Origin of the sequence: Enterobacter cloacae complex sp. 2024EL-00711, assembly GCF_047529885.1 — a bacterium.
GTDB classification, from domain to species: domain Bacteria; phylum Pseudomonadota; class Gammaproteobacteria; order Enterobacterales; family Enterobacteriaceae; genus Enterobacter; species Enterobacter ludwigii.
Map to the genome: position 1 here is coordinate 1,198,698 of NZ_JBLIZC010000001.1, position 15,185 is coordinate 1,213,882.

Annotated in this window: 17 protein-coding genes; 7 read left to right on the forward strand and 10 right to left on the reverse strand. The window is 40.1% G+C overall.

Annotated features, from left to right (window positions below; all coding sequences use genetic code 11):
- Positions 1-37: 37 nt before the first annotated feature.
- The 3 genes from ACMVME_RS05835 to ACMVME_RS05845 all read right to left on the reverse strand — a co-directional run bounded on the left by ACMVME_RS05835 (position 38) and on the right by ACMVME_RS05845 (position 1,786).
- A complete protein-coding gene (locus tag ACMVME_RS05835) occupies positions 38-475 on the reverse strand; it encodes a terminase gpA endonuclease subunit (protein WP_316246177.1) in 438 nt (145 codons plus the stop codon).
- A 6-nt stretch (positions 476-481) separates the two neighbouring features.
- Entirely contained in the window at positions 482-1,096 is a 615-nt protein-coding gene (locus ACMVME_RS05840; protein ID WP_316246176.1) for a phage terminase large subunit family protein, read from the reverse strand.
- Between the two features lie 144 nt (positions 1,097-1,240).
- Entirely contained in the window at positions 1,241-1,786 is a 546-nt protein-coding gene (locus ACMVME_RS05845) for a terminase small subunit (RefSeq protein WP_254660370.1), read from the reverse strand.
- Between the two features lie 35 nt (positions 1,787-1,821).
- Here ACMVME_RS05845 and ACMVME_RS05850 point away from each other — a divergent pair, with 35 nt between their 5' ends.
- Complete coding sequence (locus ACMVME_RS05850) at positions 1,822-2,385, forward strand: hypothetical protein (RefSeq protein WP_068794433.1); 564 nt, start codon at positions 1,822-1,824, stop codon at positions 2,383-2,385.
- 161 nt (positions 2,386-2,546) lie between these two features.
- Entirely contained in the window at positions 2,547-3,356 is an 810-nt protein-coding gene (locus tag ACMVME_RS05855) for a chaperonin (RefSeq protein WP_068794432.1), read from the forward strand.
- Between the two features lie 40 nt (positions 3,357-3,396).
- On the opposite strand, the gene ACMVME_RS05860 is transcribed toward ACMVME_RS05855, so the two are convergent.
- On the reverse strand, positions 3,397-3,948 hold the full coding sequence (locus ACMVME_RS05860) for an EAL domain-containing protein (RefSeq protein WP_068794431.1): 552 nt from the start codon (positions 3,946-3,948) through the stop codon (positions 3,397-3,399).
- Here ACMVME_RS05860 and ACMVME_RS05865 point away from each other — a divergent pair.
- The 4 genes from ACMVME_RS05865 to ACMVME_RS05880 all read left to right on the forward strand — a co-directional run bounded on the left by ACMVME_RS05865 (position 3,947) and on the right by ACMVME_RS05880 (position 6,366).
- Positions 3,947-4,306: a hypothetical protein gene (locus tag ACMVME_RS05865; protein WP_217493741.1), complete on the forward strand. Its 360-nt coding sequence runs from the start codon at positions 3,947-3,949 to the stop codon at positions 4,304-4,306. The genes ACMVME_RS05860 and ACMVME_RS05865 overlap by 2 nt on opposite strands.
- On the forward strand, positions 4,279-4,842 hold the full coding sequence (locus ACMVME_RS05870) for a hypothetical protein (protein WP_134178968.1): 564 nt from the start codon (positions 4,279-4,281) through the stop codon (positions 4,840-4,842). The genes ACMVME_RS05865 and ACMVME_RS05870 overlap by 28 nt, the downstream gene beginning before the upstream one ends.
- A 9-nt stretch (positions 4,843-4,851) precedes the next feature.
- The gene (locus tag ACMVME_RS05875; RefSeq protein ID WP_068794428.1) at positions 4,852-5,457 is read left to right on the forward strand and encodes a hypothetical protein; all 606 of its coding nucleotides are present in this window, start codon (positions 4,852-4,854) and stop codon (positions 5,455-5,457) included.
- 243 nt (positions 5,458-5,700) lie between these two features.
- Positions 5,701-6,366, forward strand: coding sequence for a hypothetical protein (locus ACMVME_RS05880; RefSeq protein WP_068794427.1), 666 nt, complete (start codon positions 5,701-5,703; stop codon positions 6,364-6,366).
- 725 nt (positions 6,367-7,091) lie between these two features.
- Here the strand turns inward: ACMVME_RS05880 and ACMVME_RS05885 are convergent.
- The 5 genes from ACMVME_RS05885 to ACMVME_RS05905 form a co-directional block, all read right to left on the reverse strand.
- Positions 7,092-7,658 carry a DUF2778 domain-containing protein gene (locus ACMVME_RS05885; RefSeq protein WP_350588582.1) on the reverse strand — a complete coding sequence of 189 codons (567 nt, stop codon included), beginning with the start codon at positions 7,656-7,658 and terminating at the stop codon, positions 7,092-7,094.
- 555 nt (positions 7,659-8,213) lie between these two features.
- Positions 8,214-9,608 (reverse strand): hypothetical protein, encoded by a 1,395-nt coding sequence (locus ACMVME_RS05890; protein WP_414743395.1) that lies wholly within the window; start codon positions 9,606-9,608, stop codon positions 8,214-8,216.
- A 54-nt stretch (positions 9,609-9,662) separates the two neighbouring features.
- The gene (locus ACMVME_RS05895; RefSeq protein ID WP_068794423.1) at positions 9,663-10,184 is read right to left on the reverse strand and encodes a hypothetical protein; all 522 of its coding nucleotides are present in this window, start codon (positions 10,182-10,184) and stop codon (positions 9,663-9,665) included.
- A 78-nt stretch (positions 10,185-10,262) separates the two neighbouring features.
- Complete coding sequence (locus tag ACMVME_RS05900; protein WP_175392640.1) at positions 10,263-10,424, reverse strand: hypothetical protein; 162 nt, start codon at positions 10,422-10,424, stop codon at positions 10,263-10,265.
- A 560-nt stretch (positions 10,425-10,984) separates the two neighbouring features.
- Positions 10,985-12,871, reverse strand: a complete 1,887-nt coding sequence (locus ACMVME_RS05905; RefSeq protein WP_414743396.1) for a recombinase family protein — start codon at positions 12,869-12,871, stop codon at positions 10,985-10,987.
- Between the two features lie 43 nt (positions 12,872-12,914).
- Between ACMVME_RS05905 and rimO the strand changes: the two genes are divergently transcribed.
- Positions 12,915-14,222, forward strand: a complete 1,308-nt coding sequence (gene rimO, locus ACMVME_RS05910; protein WP_068794422.1) for a 30S ribosomal protein S12 methylthiotransferase RimO — start codon at positions 12,915-12,917, stop codon at positions 14,220-14,222.
- A 51-nt stretch (positions 14,223-14,273) separates the two neighbouring features.
- Here the strand turns inward: rimO and gsiD are convergent, their stop codons facing one another.
- Positions 14,274-15,185, reverse strand: coding sequence for a glutathione ABC transporter permease GsiD (gene gsiD / locus ACMVME_RS05915; RefSeq protein WP_020884888.1), 912 nt, complete (start codon positions 15,183-15,185; stop codon positions 14,274-14,276).

Consider the following 15,185-nt stretch of genomic DNA (forward strand, 5'->3'; position numbering starts at 1 on the left):
AATTATTTTGCATACATTATTAATAACACAATTGCTTTTATACATTTAAAAAAACAACATAATCAACCCATTTAAAATTTAAAAAAGCCCCTTGTGGGGCTTTAATTTTATGACCAAGTACATATATGTTCTTCTCATCAAAGCCTAATATAGTGGCTTCGCATCTATCAATTTGCTGATCAACTGATATACAAATACCTAACGTACTTTCAGGGATTTTATGTAGGTTAAATTCATCTTCGCGTAGTGATTCCAATTGGAGAATATCTAATTCTTTTTGATATTCATCCTCATAAGGTAATCCAAGTTCGTTGTTATAGAATGTTTGTAGATTGAAGTTATAAAGGGCATCAGCAAACTTACTTACCATTTCAGTAATCGTATTCAATGGGGAATACATACGGCTGATTTGATAACCTACTACACCAGGTTCACCATCTGGATTAGTTGCAACCCATCGCCCGTTATCAATCATTTGATGTCATGTATGTTCATCAATTTCCTTTTCACAGCACGGACATATTAAACGGGTAGTTGTACTATCTGGAATTGCTCTACCATTCTCTAAATATTTAAATTCGAATGCTACCTGCTCCCATTCAAAAATATACTCATGACCGCAAGAATGTGTAACAAAGTAACGGCGTTTATCAGATAGGTTATATTCCGCATTAATTAAATCATCTTTATACAAAGGTGTTGAGGATACAACCACCAATGAGTCACTACCAAAGGTACTGGTACGTGCTTCTGCCAGTTTGATTGGATTCCCTTCATCAGTAATTTCGCAGTTGCTGACCTCATCTAACAGAACACACCTGGTTGTGATACCGCGAAGGTTCCCGGGCGTGTTGAGATTTAACCAATAGATAAAAGTACCGTTCACCATTTGTGTTTGTTTAGAGTTATTGGCGGCGTTCTTGTCATTCTTATCGGTTACTAATGGCTTTAGTACTTCACTTGTTTCAATTGCTGGAAGAAATTTACCATCCTTGAATTTCTTCACTTCTGATTCAGAACTACTACCAAAAGCAAAGTTACAGGGATCATTTGCCATTAGACTAAAAGCGATTGATTGAAGTACTGTTGTTTTCAAAAGCTGTGAACATGATTGAAGTACAATCTTTTAGTACTTCGCTCTTGAGCTATATCCATTGGTTCTTTTTGGAAACTAAAGGGTATCCAATCAAGGCCCATATTCGGCCCATCAACAAATTTAACTACACCATTACTAATCCACTCACTGGTTTTCTGAATCTTCGGAGGTTGTATCGTTGGTAGTACTTTCTTCAGAATCCTCGTTAATTTCTTTTTGTTTGTTTCCATCCTCTAATACTTCCATGTCATCGGGTAGCTCAAATTCCATTGAGCCTAATTGGTATAATGTTTTATCAATATGCGTTCTTAATACATCGCGTAAATCCTTTGCATCTGATTGTGCGAATAATTCAAGATAAGTTTTTGATGGTATTGCACGTACTGCTGTTTTGATCTGGAATAGATATTCTGTTAGTACTTGTTCTACATATTCAGTACTGACCACCAGCCCATTCTTTTCTGCTAACTCTAATTCTGCTAACTGCCTTTCTGCTGAAAGTTTCTTCAAACGTTCTTGTTCAATTTGTTCTTTTGTATTAGTATCACGCAACGGCTTTAGTACATTATCTACAATCCAATTTCTTGCGTTAGAATCAGAGCCTGTCGGCATTCCCTTTTCTACCCAGGTTCGAACTGTAGATTCATCGTATCCGTACTGTCTCGCTAATGATCTTAATGAGATATCCATATTTAATCCTTTTTATTTTATTTATAGGGTTTACAATGTCAGACCGTAACAATGATTTTTCTCTGTTAGTAAAATTGCTGAACGGGTTTTTGAAGAAAGATGAGATAAAAAAAAGGCTACATTCTTTTGTTGAAAAAGAAACTAATGATTGGGAAAAATGGCTGCAAATAGAATTTGCTCATTATCTCACTTCAAAAAAGAAGTACGAGCTACATCGTGAAGTCACAATATACCTCGATCCAGTAGATTACCCTGATAGCAGACTTGCTAAAGTAGATTTGATTCTGCGTGAAAAATCCTCACCCTCTGATGATTATATTTTTATAGAGTTCAAATGTACTAAACGTGTTGCACCATTAGTTAGGGGCTTAGCAGCCGACCAAAAGAAAATTAATGCTATTAAACATTGTGACTACAAAATGCGTAATTATCTCGGTGTCGGGTTTCATCTTTTTTGTGAACCAGATGATATCGATTTTATGGAAAAGTACGTTAGTGAAGAACTCAATGGCTCTTACGCTGTTTTTAAATTATGTGAGTGTCCAGTAAAATATAATTGCCAATGTGAATTAAATGAAATTGGCGTTGTTCTTTTTTGACTGCGGTGCGGGTATAGTTATTTCGTTCACACACAAATCTTTATATCCGGTGGCGAAACTACGCGGTCTTTTGAAAGTTCAGGGAGAACCTATTTTATATACTTGATTATTTATTCAATTGAATTTATATTCTTTCTAATTGCCTTGAAGGATAAGAACGCATGAGCAAAATTACAGAAAGACTTAAACATGTAAGAATTGATGAGGGTTACTGCAATATATGCGGGAATTTTGGTAGACTCACCAGAGACCACGTACCGCCTAAGAGTGCATGCAAGCCGGAGAAAATGCTTCAGAAGTCTGTTGTAGAATATTTTTCACTTAGTGAAGTTCGCCCTCTTGATGCTAAAATAGGTACAACTTTTAAAACCATATGTATCAAATGCAATAACGACCTATTAGGCTCGCTTGATAATGAGATTGGTAAAGTAACAAAAGAATTTACATTACTACTAAATCATTATTTTAAGGGTACACCATTTCCTTTGAACATGATTTCTTTCAAGGCCGATGTTGTTGCATTTACACGAGCAATGGTAGGCCATTTGCTTGCAGCTACTTCAGTAACAGATTGCATAAACCCACCTGTTGATTCACCTTTCTACACCCCTTTAAAACAATTTGTTCTTGGTAAAAATGAGGACATACACGCTACTCACGACTTTTACTATTGGTTTTATCCTCACAAGCTGCAAATAACAGCCCAAACTGTTGGCTTCTTTAATAACGGTCATAACTGTGTTTGTTCATGCCTACATTTCTACCCAATGGCTTTTTTAGTAACACAAGCTGGTGAAGGTACATTCCCAGCACACGCAACACAACTCACGATGAATGATAAGAAGCTGTACTTCAACATGACTTCCAGTAATTTCAAATATGTTTCTTTTCCTTTTGTTCCTCTTGAAGGCAACCAGATGACTTTGATGAGTTCTGGTCATACCTGCGTCAGCTACCCAAGCAACAAGTAAAATTGATACATTTTAAGGCTACTTAAAAAGTGGCCTTAGTTTAAATTAAAGTATCTACCTTTAGAAAATTAACTGACCTATATAGATAGCCTTGAACCGCTGTTACTCCAGCATCGCGTAGTACTGGTAGCTCCTGCCGCTGCTCTACTCCCTCAACGATCACATACGGACAGTACTTCATGATGTTCTTCATCAGTACGTTGAATGTGGGTTTCTGTACTTCCTGACGGTAGAACGCTCTATCAAGTTTTACCGCCTCATAGCATCCAGTAGTTAGTGCTTCGACATTGGCACGGCCTGAGCCAAGATCATCAAGGAACAAACGATAGCCAACGTTTAACAGTGTTCTGAGTATCGGATGTTCAATACCCATTTCAAGCCCTTCAAAGTTCTCTGAGATCTCAAGCCTGATGAAATCCAGCTTATCCAATAGCTGAATAATATCCCTGTCAAAGATACATAGCCGTGCCTGTACAGTATCAACGTTAACGGTACAGAAAAGCCGGTGTTCTCTGAACCATGACGCATGAACTTCTACTGTCTCTAATTGTTGTTTGAGTAGTTCCTTCTTCCCTTCGACCGTCATGGCCATGATGAAGTACTTACTGTTCAGTACTGGAGGGTACTTAGAACGTATTGAAGATGGGCAATGTGTCTTGTTCGAGACAACATCTCATGAGGATGGTACTCGTTTGTACTGGTTCGGTGTGGCTTCAAGTAACGCATACTACTTTATGCTTGAGGTAGCTAAGCTAGTGGATATCTTTGCTGTTGGTAGTTGGTTCTACGCACAGCAAGCTATGTTGGAGGCACATGATAAGGATGACGCTTTCTGTGATATGCAGGGTGAATTACCTTTTGATAGCTCCTTAAACAAGGTTGTGGTACATACAATACAAAAGATTGTATCGGGAAGGGATTCATGGATTGGGGAAATGGTTCAGATCTGATTAGTGCTGGATGTAATGCTGTAATGGCAGGTGTAGCTGTGTATGCTGCTGCAAAAGCTAAAGATTGGCTTTCACCAAAAATCAATGAGCGAAAATTTAAATTTGCAGATGAGCTTATTGATCAGTTTTGTAAAATACAGCAGGAGGGGTTTTACCTGCATAGTGATGTGAAACAAATAATCAATACAGATCCAGATGAACAAGGTGATGATGAGATATTCCGAAAACGCTGGAACGCGATATACCAGAGGGAAATTGAATATAGAAGGAATATTATCAATCTTCGTACCACAATGGAACGTATGGATTTATGGGGATTAAAACCTAAAAACGAAGTACACTTCAAAGACCTTATTGATTCACATTTAGGCCTGGCATATAAAATAGAGGAATCGCTATCTATTGGGGCAAATGAAATCAGATTACGGTTACAAAACAGCTTTGAGTATGACAGACAAATCAGTGAATTTTACAAAATTGTTCGAGGCTCCCATAATAATATAATGAAACACTACAGTGAATTATTTGTTGATTGAGGATATGCTATGGCTTGGTATGATATTACTGGTACTATAGCTGATTGGGTTATGGCAGGTGTAGCTGTATACGCTGCTGCAAATGCTAATCAGTGGTTCTCACAACGATCACACACTAAAGGTTTTGATAAAGCCGAACAACTGTTATCCGATATCGATGAACAATACAGTAAAACTAAAAAGTACATATCTGAATTACATGATGCGTTTGAGTACTTGAAAGCTGTCGATGAACGCATAACTTATGTTGATGAAAACAAAGCTCATGATTATCAAATGCTTATTCTAAACCACACGTTTGATATTCAAAGAATAGACGAGCTATTAGAAAATTTGGAAATGATAGAAAGGTGGTCGTTATTTTTGAAAGACAAAGACATAATTAATGACGTGTTAAAGAAACTTCGTGATTCAAGTGTCTCCGCTTTTAATGCTTCTTCATTAGCAAAAAGCTGTATATATGATGCTGAACATATTGGTATGGATGAATTCAGTACTTCATTCAAGCATTTCAAAGTACATTATAATGATTATGTTAAGGACTTGGCAGAAACGGAACAGAAATATCTTAAGTTCAAAAAAACAAAATTTATTGATTTGTTTCAAGTAAAATAAATCCTCTATTGAAGGTTTATTTGATTACATTTTCCTTTAGTTAAAGCAATAACGAATGGCTTGAATGCTTGCTCTTCTGCATCTTGACGCAAATACAAACAAACCTGAGTTTCACGCCACACCCACACCTTAAACAAACCTACCCATAGTGGGTGGGAGTGATGTTCAGAGTGTACTTGATTGTGGCTGTGATGGTAAAGTACAATATTTGATCAATAAATTTAATTGCGGATTTTATCAACAGTGGAATTAAAAAAAACAAATTTTACTTTATTAGGCATCATTGTAGTGCTGTTCATTGTTGCAGTTTTGGTACTTATCAAGGTTCTCTTCCTGGATGTTAAAGGATTCGAATGGGGGAGCGTAACTGATTGGGTAAGTGCTGCATGTAATATGGCGATGGCTGGTGCGGCTGTCTATGCTGCGTACAATGCAAAAGATTGGATCTCTCCTAAAATACAACATGAAGGGTTCAAGCAAGCCAGTATGTGCATGGCTGAAATGGTACAGTTAAGGATACTTCAACAACATTTGGTATCCAGTTACAGATTACGGATCATTCAGGTTAGAAATCCTACCCCGATGGAGCTTCAAGATGCCTTTAAACGGCATCATGAATTATGGCAAGAATTCAGTAAAAAAGTAATTGACTTTGGGACCAGATGTGAAAGTTTACAAGTGTGGAAAATTTCTGTTTTACAAACAGATAAATTCCTTCTGTTAATTAAAACATTAAATAGAGTTAACAGACTCCATTCTGACATGTTACGACAATATAATAATGAGAGTAATTTATATAATGTCCTTTTATCATGGAAAGAAAAAAAGGACGATGTCGAAAATTCCCATAAATTATTAGCTCAATCAATTAAAGATTTAACTGTTGATTTCGATACACTCTTTAAATAGTTACATCTCACATCGTATGAAGTGGATATAAAAGGAGTTCCAACATGCCCTAAATGTAATACAGCACTTTCTTATATTGTGTAAAATATAATTTCAGCGGCTTTTATTACTATATCAATGTAAGGATTGATTAAACTTTCGTTAAAGTACTCATCCTTTCGCTGTTTAATGGTTAAGTACTGGCACGGATCACCCAAATCCCTTACCCTCGAATCGCGGGTTTCCATCTGCAAACCATCAGAACCATTAGTTTCAATACGTACTTCCTCTGTAACATACAGGAAATAGTATGTCCCATCATCGTAGGTGTTAAATTCTATTCTTATCATTTCGTAAATCCTATCGTGTGTTAGTACTGCTAACCTTTATAGGTATTTACTAATAATCATGAATTAAACACCAAAACAGAACATATGACTATTTGAAAAATACCCTCACCATATGCAGTGAGGGTACTTAATAAAATGAGGTATTAGCGATTGGCCTGAAACTTTCTTTGTACTAAGCGTGTGAGCAAGAACAATATGGTAGCATAGATAAGTACCATCAGGATTAAGGCGATGAACCTTACCGGATCTGCATCAGTTTCATATGAACCACTCAGGCCAGAACCGAAAGTATTATAGGCGGTATCCATGACCCATTGCGTTAGTCCATTGAGAGGTTTACCGAAACTTGATAGCCACCATGCAAAGACAATACAGATACTGTATATGGCCGCATTCTTAACGAATCCTGCACTTCGCATAGTCGCTCCCCCCTTGCACATCAACATAACCATATGCCATCAATCCAGTCCTTGATCCTGGTACTTTAACCTTTTTAGTACGGAGCAACTGACTACGTACAGTATAGAAATCCGGTCGATTGACGAAAGTAATACACCCCTCTGAGAAACCAGAGCCATCCGGCCTGAGTGGATGTAACCGGAAACTACCACGTGATACACCGTTAATCATTATGCTATCTGTCATGGTTTGAGCACTGAAGAGTGCAAACCATTCGGAGTGGTCATTACCTGTGATTGTATCAACGCCCCATGCCCGGATCTTATTCAGTGTAGAGCCAGTTGGCCTATCAACTATCCAGTACCGTCCAGTAGGTATTGCACTGTTAGGCATAAACGCACAATTGGGATCATTGGTATATGGGTTTTGCCCACTGAAAACCGAGAAAGTTCCTATTCCATAGACGTGTAATTTGGCGTAGCCATTATTATCAATATCGTCGTATGTCATCCTCATTATTTGCATTTTGTTTTCCCTGCTGTTTGCATCTGGCAATTCTATCATATGGATAGTGCATTGAGCAGACCTATAAAAAATGGTAGGAAGATAGCGATAGTGGTACTGAAGAACTATGTTTCACTACAGCGAATTTCACCCCTTTGATTGGAATAATAACAAGGGTATTTGTCAGTACATAAAGGGATTTAACAGCCCGATCCCCCGCCCTTTGAGCGAAGCGGTACAGCGAAATACTTTAGGCACGTAGTGCCGACCCCTACTTTTGTGTACTTAATACAAAAGGGATTTGTATGTACTTAATCAAAAAAGAAATTGAATGATATTTGTATGTACTCGCCAGTATTAGGTACTTTCAAGAAGAAGTACATGAACTACTCAGGCGAGTACATAGAAATAGAAATTCAAAGCCGAACGCGTTAGCGTTTGTGCTTCTTTATATTAATCTCGATAAGGCAGTTGCAAGCAACCGCCTTATGTCGAACTCACTGCGAAAAAAAGAACGAGCGTAGCCCGTTCTTTTTGTTCTTGCTCGGTTTTTTTCTAATTTTGTCTCCTTTTATTACCTATAATATTAGATAGTTTTTAGAGACATTTTTATGATCATAGGAGTGAATTGTACTTAGATACAAAATGTGCTCTTTGCTGTTCATTGAGTACTAACTGTGCTTTCTTGTTCATCCACTTATTGAATAACTCAATTGTAGGGAACCGTTCAAGAGATATGCGTTGGTATGCCTTCTTCTGTGAAGTACTGAGATTCAAAGGAACAAAAGTACTAACTGATTTGGCACTATTAGTTACTTCAATTCCTAAATCTATGAAGATAGGTGTATCTGAAAGTGAGAGTGCTTGTTCTTTATCGAACACATAGATATCTACTACTTCATCACTTTTATAATCGCGTAGTTTGGTACGCTGTACGAATTGATATAGTTCTTCCTTCTCTCGTGCCTGTACTATCTGTTCGTATGTAAGACCAAACATTAGTTCACACTGTTTTACTTCTACATGGGAAGGTTTGAGACTACTTAACCAAACGGCTTTTGTATAGTTCTTGTAATCATTGATACCACGGCTTTTAGGCGGTACAGACTTGCCGTTAAGTACCTTTTCACTCTGATCGCTGTTCACGGTAAAGATGTAATCGGCGAGGTTATTGCGTACCCATGCTAAAACCTTCTCAAACTGTTCTGGGGAGTTTGAACGTAGTGATGCCGTCAAAGGTACATCACTAAAGTAATGTACTCTCATGCGTTGATTTAGTGGTACTGTACGCTGTATTAGCGTTAGGGTAGTACGTTCAAAACTTCCAGGTGAAGACAAGTACACAAGGGTGTTCTCAAAGTCATTAGCCATAAAGGTAATATCAAGCCCTATGAAGCGTTTTAGGTTTACCCATGACATAACCTGTAGTTGGTCTTTCTCCTGCTTGTACTGATTAGTACCACCTACTTTCTCAAAGAAACGTGCATTGAAAAGGAAGTGATCGTACTGCTGCACGAAAGCAAACGCTTTAGCGGCATTTTCAAGTACTACATCATCAAAATCGGTGACAGGTTTAGCCGTTTCGTGATTATAACCTACTGCTTCAAAGCTATGAAACAACTCATTCTCAATGAGTGATTTCTGGTTTGTGTTAGGTGTAGCAAAGTGATGGAAAGAAACAACATCATCAAGATAGATTTTCCATTTTTGTAGTAACGTCATATCAGGTATCTTTAGGAAAGCAATATCAGTTATTATTAGTACACGGTGTGTAGGGTTTAGCAGAAACTCAATCATATCCTCATGAACATTTTTTGATGTTACTGATGTGATTAGTTTTGCCACTTCACCTAAATCTTTTGCGGTCTGCTGTGTAAGATGTAATGTACCCTGCACAACAATATAGTTATCTGGTGTTCGTAAAATTTGCTGTACCAACGAGTGTGTTTTACCACTACCACAATCACCGCTGATAAACTTCATTTTATTTTTCGATAAATAGTTATACATTATATAATATCTCCATATATTTTATGGCACTACCTCCACGTAGTGCCTTTTTTATTAAATTTTGTTAGCGTGTTCTAATAGTGCCGCACTTAGTTTTTCATATTCCTTGTACTTCTCAGCGAGTTCTATCAAACGTGCCTTACGCCACTTCATATGTACTTTATGTGCTTCAAGTTCTGTAGGATAAGTACCTAAACAAATCTTTTTCCCATCAACACTACAATAAGCTTTGAATTTCTTACCTGATGCCTCAACACCTTTCATGTACTTACCAGGTTTGGTACTTTTGAATAGTTGGTTTACTTCAGGAGGAACGTACATACAGTTTTGAGGTGAGTACTCACGAGAACCAGGAGTTAGAATGTCTTTATCAAGTTGCCAATCTTTTACATAATTCTGCTCATGCCAATCTAAGAATGATGTTAGATTACTAAATTCATTACTAACATCTACATCAGCATAATCAGGATTGTACAATGTCCTATCGAACATGTTATTGAATGCCTTACGACCTGCTTTTAGATTTGGGTAGTCTTTATGTTCACGTACATTTTTTAAATCATTAACTCTTTCCATTTTAAGATTCCTTTCTTTTGTGGTGAAACATCCTGTCTCACCATTTGCTATAACTTTATTAGGCGTACAGCATTAGCCTTATTTCAAAATAATGAATTTATTAAGTAAGTACTGAAAAGCACTTGCCAATGTTTCACGCTCGCATACTCCACTCTTAGATAGTTCCTGTAGAGCGATAACTTGAGCGTCAGTTAATCGCACAGTCACACAATTAGTTTTTACATCATTTTTGTTTTTCATTTATTTTTTCCTTATTTAATGATTTCGATTTCGTAATAAACACCATGTAAAAAGAACCCTACGGCGTAGGGTATCTTTTCAATGGAAGGATAGATGAGTCACAATCTATATGTTATTTATTATTTTTCTTCGGAACATGTGAGATATGTTGAAGACATATGTAGTATAGGATTTAAATAAAAATCGTTTCACGGATTTTTAAATCCTTATTGTTGATTCAATCTGGAAGTACTGAAGAAGTTGAAAGAAAGCATTAGGTACTCTACACCTATATTATACCATGTTTATTTTTCCCGTTTCAGGTAACTCAGTACCACTCGTTTAATGTATGGGATCTTCAAAGGCAGTGTTAGTACACCTAAGATCATGTAGATGATGAAACAAACCATGTAGAATGGTAAGAGTACACACACGCAAAAAACGAATGCCAGTACTTCTAAAATAATTTTAACTAATAAATTCATACATCCTCTCAAGTACATTATTTTTAGTATTTAGTACTGAGAGTTAAAAACAGGCATGAAATAGCCCCTTTCGGGGCTTAATCAAAATAGTTAGGGCTATACTTTGAATTTTTCAATAAATTGTTGACGATTTAACCCTGTTGTTTCAATTGCACTTACTATCGCTTTAGGCAACCTGCCGTTCAATGAAATTGTGTGTTCCACACCGTCAAAAGCAACCGTTACTTTCTCGTGCTTTCCTGAATTAGGCCAAAATTGTGTACCTTTAATTTCTGGATAACCAACTTCGGCAAGCATAGTTACCGCAGAATCATACATCGCTAAATAACCTTTTTCTAATTTATGCAAGTAGCTTACTGCCTTTTGGATTTCAGGCACATCCTTTAGATCATTTTCAAGTACTGTTAGTACCCCCTCTTTCCCTGTATCAAAATCGATAGAAAACCGCCAATGTGGTTTTCTATCAACGCCACCGAACACCAAAACTTCATCATTACCATAATATTTAATTTTTATAGTTATACAATCATTTGTTTTATCTACGACGATATATTCAATAATTGCATCTATAATCTTTCTGATCTTATCCCTATCATTATCTTCCATGTTCGTAAAAAAAGCCCATTGAATAAGGATGAGAAATTCCATGATATCTACTTCAAAAGAACCTTTTCCTTGTAATGAAACTAATCTTTCTTTCAATTTCTCTACGGATAAAACAAGTTCCTTTCTCTTGCTATTAATTTCGTTCAAAGAATGAGCCAAAGAATTTACATCAGGTGCAATAGCTATTGCAGTAACCAAATTTGAAATTTTAGAATCTAAAGCTTTGATCAATTTTTCTTTTTCATTGAGTTCTTCTTCTATTAGGGTTGTATCACTACCATTTTTTCTACTTTTATCCATGTAGCCAATTAGGAGTGCAATCATAGTACAATGTTCAACTAATTGTGCTGTAATTGACCAACCTGAACAATTTTTTTGCAGATGTACCCCATTAGTACAGATGTATCGAGCTTTACCATGATTCATAAATGAATGCATAGTCCCGCCACATTTACTACATCTGAGAATAGAAAGACCAGAAAGTAATTTTATTGTGTCTGCACCATCTTTTTTTGATTTGTAGTTGTTTTGTTGTTTCCTTTTTTCCAATAAGAAAAACTCAGCTTCATCTTTGCACAACCACGGATAATAATTTTCTAACTTATAAGGTACACCTCTAAGATTTATAGTACGTTCTCCAATCAATGCACGGTTATCACGCATTTTTTTGAGTACTTGGTAATCCCACTCCCTTCCCTTCAAACCATTTGGATATTTCTCATCAAGGTATTTCTTAACACTGTAAACACCATTGCCAGACAAGAACATATCAATTATTTCTCGGGCAATATTCCAGTAAAAAGGATGTTTTTTTACTGCTTCATATTGTGATCCAGTATCATCTATCCAGAATGGATGTCGGCCAACTGACTTGATGTTTACTGGCAACCCTTCTTTGTGGCGTTCGACCAAAGCAACAACATTACCTGCAGTCCTGTTAGATTTCGTTTCGGACTCTTCATTGCCACGGATAAACATCAGAATAGAAATCATAAGATCAGTAGGGTTTTGTCTGATGGTATCTCGGTTATAAACCTTCCGATCCATTCCCGTGACAATCGTTAGCCCTAAACCTATCAACTCAAGGAATAAACGCAGTGCTTCATCTACCTGATCACGTGAAAGGCGGTCAAGATTCTCACAGTAAAGCCATGAGTCAGACGGTATAGCAGCGTTTTTTACGGCGTCTATGAAGTCGCCCAACTTACCCGCCCTGTTCTTTCCGCGAAAAGCACTTACGCCAGGCTCGATAATTTCAACCATTTCAAGGCCAGCTTCTTCAGCATAGGCTTTCGCCGCCGCTACCTGTCTGGTTCTGGTAGTCCCTTTATCCTGCCTATCTGTTGACCACCTGATGTAGCTATAAAGTTGCGGCATCTATATAATCCCCGGCATTGTGAGCAACTGATTGTACAAAAAAATGTCTAAGATTGGATTTATATCATTAGGGTGCCCAAAAAACCTGGTGGATTCTGAACGCATCCTGACCGAACTGCGCACCGAGGGCTATGACGTGGTGCCAAGCTACGACAACGCCGACATGGTGATCGTTAACACCTGTGGGTTTATCGACAGCGCGGTTCAGGAGTCACTGGAAGCCATCGGTGAAGCCCTGACGGAAAACGGCAAAGTGATTGTGACCGGCTGTCTGGGCGCGAAAGTGGACCAGATCCGCGAAGTGCACCCGAAAGTGCTGGAGATCACCGGCCCGCACAGCTACGAGCAGGTACTGGAGCATGTTCATCACTATGTCCCTAAACCTAAGCACAATCCGTTCCTGAGCCTGGTGCCAGAACAGGGCGTGAAGCTGACCCCGCGTCACTATGCGTACCTGAAAATTTCCGAAGGCTGCAACCATCGCTGCACCTTCTGCATTATCCCGTCCATGCGTGGCGATTTGGTCAGCCGTCCGATTGGTGAAGTGCTGGCAGAAGCCAAACGTCTGGCAGACGCAGGCGTTAAAGAGCTGCTGGTCATTTCTCAGGATACCTCGGCCTATGGCGTCGACGTGAAACATCGCTCTGGTTTCCACAACGGCGAGCCGGTGAAAACCAGCATGGTTGGCCTGTGCGAACAGCTTGCCAAACTGGGTATCTGGACACGTCTGCATTACGTCTACCCTTACCCGCACGTTGACGATGTCATCCCGCTGATGGCAGAAGGGAAAATTCTTCCGTATCTGGATATCCCGCTGCAACACGCCAGCCCGCGTATTCTGAAGCTGATGAAGCGTCCTGGCTCCGTCGATCGCCAGCTGGCACGCATCAAACAGTGGCGTGAAATCTGCCCGGACCTGACCCTGCGTTCCACCTTCATTGTGGGCTTCCCGGGCGAAACCGAAGAAGATTTCCAGATGCTGCTCGACTTCCTGAAAGAAGCACGTCTGGACCGCGTAGGCTGCTTCAAATACAGCCCGGTCGAAGGCGCGACCGCCAACGAACTGGCGGATCAGGTTCCGGAAGAGGTGAAAGAAGAGCGCTGGAACCGCTTCATGCAGCTGCAACAGCAGATCTCTGCTGAACGTCTGCAGGAAAAAGTGGGCCGCGAAATTCTGGTCATCATCGATGAAGTGGACGAAGAAGGCGCGATTGGCCGCAGCATGGCGGACGCCCCTGAAATCGACGGCGCGGTCTACCTGAACGGCGAAACCAGCGTTAAGCCGGGCGATATTGTCCGCGTGAAAGTTGAAAACGCCGACGAGTATGATTTGTGGGGAAGCCGGGTTTAACGGCGTTTTACCCTTCCCTTCACCCTCTCCCGCCGGGAGAGGGTTTCCATCCTACCCCTTAATCCTCGGATCCAGCGCGTCGCGTAACCCATCACCCAACAGGTTAAACGCCAGCACGGTCAGGAAAATGGCCAGGCTCGGGAAGATGGCCACGTGCGGTGCAATGACCATGTCCGCTCTTGCTTCATTCAGCATCGCGCCCCACTCCGGTGTAGGCGGTTGCGCACCCAGCCCCAGAAACGACAGGCTGGCCGCCGAGATAATCGACACGCCGATACGCATGGTAAAATAGACCACGATAGACGACACCGTCCCCGGCAGAATATGGCTGAACAGGATAGTGGCATCGCTGGCCCCCATGCTGCGCGCAGACTCAATAAAGGTTTGCTGTTTGAGCACCAGCGTGTTGCCTCGCACCAGACGCGCAAACGCCGGTATTGAGAAGACCGCAACCGCAATAATGACGTTAGCCATACCGCTGCCCATTATCGCCACTACCGCAATCGCCAGCAGAATGCCCGGGAAGGCAAACAACACGTCGCAGATACGCATGATGATGCGGTCCCACCAGCCTTCGTAATATCCGGCGACCAGACCCAGCACGGTGCCGATTGCCGCGCCAATCAGTACCGCAAAAACCCCGGCGGCGAGAGAGATCTGCGCCCCCACCAGCACGCGGCTGAAGATGTCGCGCCCAAGCGAGTCCACGCCGAACCAGTGCAGCATCGACGGTCCATCATTGAGACGGTCGTAATCAAAATAGTTTTCCGCATCAAACGGTGCGACCCACGGCGCAATGACCGCCACCACAATCAGCAGCAGGACAAACAGCCCCGCCGTCATGGCGACCGGCTGACGGCGAAAACGCCGCCAGAATTCAGACCACGGCGTGCGGATATGGTCCGGCTTTAGCCCCGGCATAGCGTTTAACATGGCCTGACGACGCCAGTTCAACAATCGCAT